Genomic DNA, 3520 nt, shown 5'->3' with positions numbered 1-3520 from the left:
CGATCAACTATTATCTCGTATCCAATTTTCTGCAGTCGTTGCTGCAGGCAAAAGCGGCATTCGGCTGCTTCCTCTCCCGTGCAGATCTTATTATCATAGAGCAAATATTTTTTTCTTACTCCAACGGGAGAAAGGTTGGGCATAACCACATTGGCGCCGGCCAAAATACCCATTTCCCTCCCGTGGGGATGGATAGTGCCCAGTGCCGTGGTAGAAGGAATTAGGGCGTTGGGCAACATCAAACGCAATATTCCAATCAGCATAAGGGTCAAGTTTAACGGCCCGGCCGGATATTGGGCCAAGGGCGTGTCGTGGTGCGGAATAAAGGGCCCGATCCCAATCATTTGCGGTTCCAGCTTTTTAATAAACAATAAATCCTCGGCCAGGTTTTCGATGGTTTGGTAAGGGGACCCGACCATAAAACCTGCACCTACCTGGTATCCTATTTGTTTCAGATCAAACAGGCAGCGCTGCCGGTTGGCAGCACTTAATCCCCGGGGGTGCAGCTTGGCGTAGTGCTCTGCATTGGCAGTTTCGTGACGCAGGAGGTAACGGTCGGCCCCGGCCTTATAAAAGTTCAGATATTGCTCATAGGTTTTCTCGCCCAGGGAAAGGGTAACGGCACAATCGGGAAAAGACTTTTTGATGGAAGAGATTATGCTAATCATTTTTTCATCCGAATACCATAAATCTTCTCCACCCTGTAAAACAAAGGTACGAAAACCAAGTTCATATCCATGTTCACAGCAGGATAAAATATCTTCTGCCTGGAGACGATAGCGTTCGGTATTAAGATTGCTCTTTCTGATTCCGCAATAATAGCAATCGTTTTTACAAAAATTAGTAAATTCGATTAAACCGCGCACGAAGATTTTATTCCCGAAAAACTGGTCTGCCACAGCTCTTGATTTCGAAAACAGATAATGACTATGCTCTGTTTCAGAGCATTTAAGCAGTGTTACCAACTCTGCCTGGCTCAAAACCTTTTCTCTATGCAATTTATCTATGAGGTTTTGCATTAGCTTTTCCTTTCGTTTCGATCAAGAAATAATTTTGAACAACGATCTTACGCTTTGGTCAGGGCGCTTTTAACAATGACCTGGGGAATGTTGCCCAGCTTGCCGGTCATGGAGCCGACCTGGTCGGTGGTGCCGTCAACAATAAGTGATATTACCGATACTTCACGTTCACGGTGGGGCAGTCCCATCCGCCCGATAATCATATCGGCGTGCTCACTCAGGATTTTATTTACCTGGGGAACCACCTGCCGATCTTCAATAACAATTCCTATTACTCCCAGTCTTTTGTCCATTTTCTTTCACCTCCGCTGCCCAATAAAAAACCGCTTGCCTGTTTTCAAGGTAAGCGGTCATACATATGCCTTAATTGAAAGGTAAAAATATGATGACCCCTTTAACTTAGCGTTTACCTTGTTAGCAGGGTAATTATTTAGCCTTTAATGAGTTTGAAGGTCAGCCCCTAAGCCTTCTTTCAAGCTCTCCCAACTGGACTAATTCATAAAAGATTACAGAACTCTCTTGTTTTTGGCATGATAATGAGTGTGCAGAAGTTCATGGGATTTATGTCCCAAAGGTTCATGCAGGAACTCATCATAAAGACTCTTGACTTCCGGATTCTCGTGGGATTTTCTCAGGGCACAATTATTATCTTCCACATAGATTCCGGTGATGCGCTCTTCGCGTTTAGCATTGCATTTGGTTATGGGCTGTCCGCCGCCGCCTATACAGCCGCCGGGGCAGGCCATGATTTCAATAAAGTGGTAGGGTGATTCTCCGGCTCTGATCTGGTCCATAAGTTTTCTGGCATTGCTTAAGCCGTTGGCGATGGCCACCTTGACCACGGTACCGTTAAGGTTGACTTCAGCTTCCTTGATGCCGGTTAATCCACGGCAAATTGTGAAGTTAACGTCTTTTAATTCTTCCTTGGTAACTACTTCGTAAACGGTTCTTAAAGCTGCTTCCATAACACCGCCGCTGGCGCCGAATATTACGCCTGCACCGGTGTAAGCTCCCATCCAGGAATCAAAGGAGGAAGGCTCCAGTTTACCAAAGTCAATTCCGCTCAAGCGTAGAATCCGGCCCAGTTCGCGGGTGGTGAGAACCAGGTCCACATCCCGGTAACCGCTGGAGTTCATCTCGGGACGGGCAGATTCGAATTTCTTGGCGGTACAGGGCATGATGGATACGGAGTAAATTTTATCCGGGGAAACATTCATCTTTTCAGCCCAGTAAGTCTTTACCAGGGAACCAAACATTTGCTGAGGCGATTTACAAGTGGACAGGTTATCCAGTAAATCAGGATAGTAGGTCTCACAGAAGTTGATCCAGCCCGGGCTGCAGGAGGTAAACATAGGCAGAGTGCCGCCTGTGGTTAACCTCTGTAAGAGCTCGTTGCCTTCCTCCAATATAGTGAGGTCAGCGGTGAAGTTGGTATGTAGAACATAATCAAAGCCTACCTGGCGCAAGGCTGCTACCAATTTATCCATCGGCATTTCGCCGGTCTTCATACCTACTTCTTCACCAATGGCAACTCTTACGGCAGGCGCCATCTGGGTAACGACAATTTTATCGGGATCGGCTATGGCGGCGAGCAGTTTGTCTATTTCTTCTACTTCACCTATAGCGCCGACCGGGCAGGCATGGATACACTGGCCGCACATGACGCAGGGGCTGTCAATCAGGTTCTGCCCCATGGTGGGAACGACCATGGCATTATGACCGCGATATTCCAGACCGAGTGCATTTACACCCTGTACAGTGGTACAGGTTTCGATGCAGCGGCGGCAAAGTATGCACTTATTGGGGTCACGGAACAGGGAGGGGGTTGAATAATCTTTTTCGAGACCCCTGGTTTTAAGTTCAAAGGGATTTTCACGAATACAATATTCGCGAGCCAGTTCCTGCAGTTCACAGTTCCCATTTCTTATACAATTGAGGCAATCCTGGGGATGATTGGCTAATATAAGTTCGAGTATGGTTTGTCTGGCCTCAATAACTTTGGGACTGCGGGTTTTTATTACCATTCCATCGCTAACCGGTTGTGAACAGGCAGCCTGGAGAAGTCTATTACCTTCGACTTCACATACACACACCCTGCAATTGGCTTTGACAGCCTGGTCAGGATGATAACACAGTGTAGGAATACGGATACCGACTTCTTTTGCTGCCTGCAGGATGGTTGAGCCATTAGGAACGGATACTTTAATTCCGTCTATAGTCACATTAACCATTTAATTCACTCCTTTTGCTCTTTCCTACATCAGTTTGGCATTGTAGTCGGCCCTGAACTGTTTGATGGTGGTTAATACTGGTGCCGGAGCAGCCTGACCGAGACCGCAGAGGCAGGAATAGGACATGACCCGACCCAGCCTTTCCAGCACGGTAATGTCAATGGCAGAGCCTTTTCCGGCATTTATCTTATCCATCAGCTCATGCATGCGCGAGGTACCTTCCCGGCAAGGAGCGCACTTACCGCAAGATTCATGTTCAAAGAATTTTGC

General features: G+C 47.2%; 4 protein-coding genes. All 4 read right to left on the bottom strand.

Annotated elements, in window-relative coordinates; translation table 11 throughout:
• The coding region (gene hydE, locus B3W37_RS15560; protein ID WP_483176353.1) for a [FeFe] hydrogenase H-cluster radical SAM maturase HydE at positions 1–1019 on the bottom strand (1019 nt) is incomplete at its 3' end.
• 47 nt (positions 1020–1066) lie between these two features.
• Positions 1067–1312 (bottom strand): TM1266 family iron-only hydrogenase system putative regulator, encoded by a 246-nt coding sequence (locus tag B3W37_RS15555; RefSeq protein WP_483176352.1) that lies wholly within the window; start codon positions 1310–1312, stop codon positions 1067–1069.
• 213 nt (positions 1313–1525) lie between these two features.
• Complete coding sequence (locus tag B3W37_RS15550) at positions 1526–3250, bottom strand: NADH-dependent [FeFe] hydrogenase, group A6 (RefSeq protein WP_483176351.1); 1725 nt, start codon at positions 3248–3250, stop codon at positions 1526–1528.
• A 24-nt stretch (positions 3251–3274) separates the two neighbouring features.
• A partial coding sequence (locus B3W37_RS15545; RefSeq protein ID WP_483176350.1) for an NADH-ubiquinone oxidoreductase-F iron-sulfur binding region domain-containing protein occupies positions 3275–3520 on the bottom strand: 246 nt, incomplete at its 5' end.

It is taken from the genome of Syntrophomonas sp. UBA5494 (assembly GCF_002426325.1).
Note: the sequence above shows the minus strand (reverse complement) of the source record. Positions and strands in the feature narration are given on the sequence as shown.

Bases quoted from the DNA above. Each gene is read 5' to 3' on its own strand.
- B3W37_RS15555 (WP_483176352.1), bottom strand. From the start codon at position 1,312: ATGGACAAAAGACTGGGAGTAATAGGAATTGTTATTGAAGATCGGCAG.
- B3W37_RS15550 (WP_483176351.1), bottom strand. From the start codon at position 3,250: ATGGTTAATGTGACTATAGACGGAATTAAAGTATCCGTTCCTAATGGC.